2 protein-coding genes are annotated in these 1,051 nt (G+C 72.7%); one reads left to right on the forward strand and one right to left on the reverse strand.

Annotated elements, in window-relative coordinates:
• Positions 1-6 precede the first annotated feature (6 nt).
• The gene (locus DP106_RS16680; protein WP_449405090.1) at positions 7-162 is read left to right on the forward strand and encodes a DUF7858 family protein; all 156 of its coding nucleotides are present in this window, start codon (positions 7-9) and stop codon (positions 160-162) included.
• Here the strand turns inward: DP106_RS16680 and DP106_RS15390 are convergent.
• Positions 155-862 carry a chromosome partitioning protein ParA gene (locus tag DP106_RS15390; protein WP_015408691.1) on the reverse strand — a complete coding sequence of 236 codons (708 nt, stop codon included), beginning with the start codon at positions 860-862 and terminating at the stop codon, positions 155-157. The two genes, DP106_RS16680 and DP106_RS15390, sit on opposite strands and share 8 nt — an antisense overlap.
• Positions 863-1,051: the final 189 nt, after the last annotated feature.

The raw sequence follows: 1,051 nt of genomic DNA on the forward strand, positions 1-1,051 counted from the left end.
CGGACGCTGGCGGGTCTCGGCGACCGGGAGTTCGCCCTCGGCGCGTACGTCGCCACCCACGACCCGATCGACGGTGCCGACGCGGTGGTCCTCGGGGCAGCCTCAACGGCGCACCCGGACCCGCTCGTGGACGCCAGAGGCGACCCCGACGATCTCATCTGAGAGAGACGTTTCCGAACAACCCCGTCGACTCCGGCCGCTCGACGGGGATCCCGGTCAGCACTTCGACCGCGTCGGCGAGCGCGTCGCGGGCGGGTGAATCGGGCGCGCCCGCCGGCGTCTCGGAGCCGAGTTCCGGGACCGCCACGTCGGCGTCCGGGTGCGCCGACGTCCGCGTGAGCAGCGTCGTCGAGTCGTCGATCCCGATGTCCGCCAGTCGATCCGCCGTCCGCGGCACGGCCGACGCCGCTCGCTCGCCGTCACAGACGACGGCGACGGACCCGGCTTCGGTGGCCGCCGCGACGGCCGGGTTCGTCGCCACCGGTGGGGTGTCGACGAGGACGCACTCGAAGCGCCGCGCCGCCGCCTCGATCAGCTCTCCGAATCGCTCGGCAGCCGCCGGCCGTTTCGCGCGCGCGAGGCGCTCGAAGGACGCGTGGGCGGGACAGACGGAGAGCCGCCCCGCCCGCTCGCCGGGGAGGTCGATCAAGCCCTCCTCGAGCGGCGTCTCTGACAGACACAGCGCCGTTATGTCGGGGTCGATCCGGCCAGCGACCCGATCGGAGAGCCCCTGCGTGCCGTAGGCGGCGTCAAGGATCGCGGTGTCGGCCCCGTCGTCGGCCAGAAGCCGTCCACACTCGAGCGTCACCCGCGTCGTCCCGACCCCGCCGGCGGCGCCGACGAACGCGACCGTTTCGGACATACGTTCGGTACCGCCGGCATCGAATAAAAACGTGCTGTCCGGGTCATCCGCCGTGTCGAGGTCGGCGCTCGGGGTCTCTCCCGCCTCAGCCGAGTTGCGTCTCGATATCCGAGGCGATGCCGGCGATTTCGCCGTCGTCGAGGTCGGCGAACGAGCCGACGGCCGCGTGGATCGGGCCACCGTCGTCGC

It is taken from the genome of Halonotius pteroides (genome assembly GCF_003605635.1).
In the GTDB taxonomy this organism is placed as follows: Archaea; Halobacteriota; Halobacteria; order Halobacteriales; family Haloferacaceae; genus Halonotius; species Halonotius pteroides.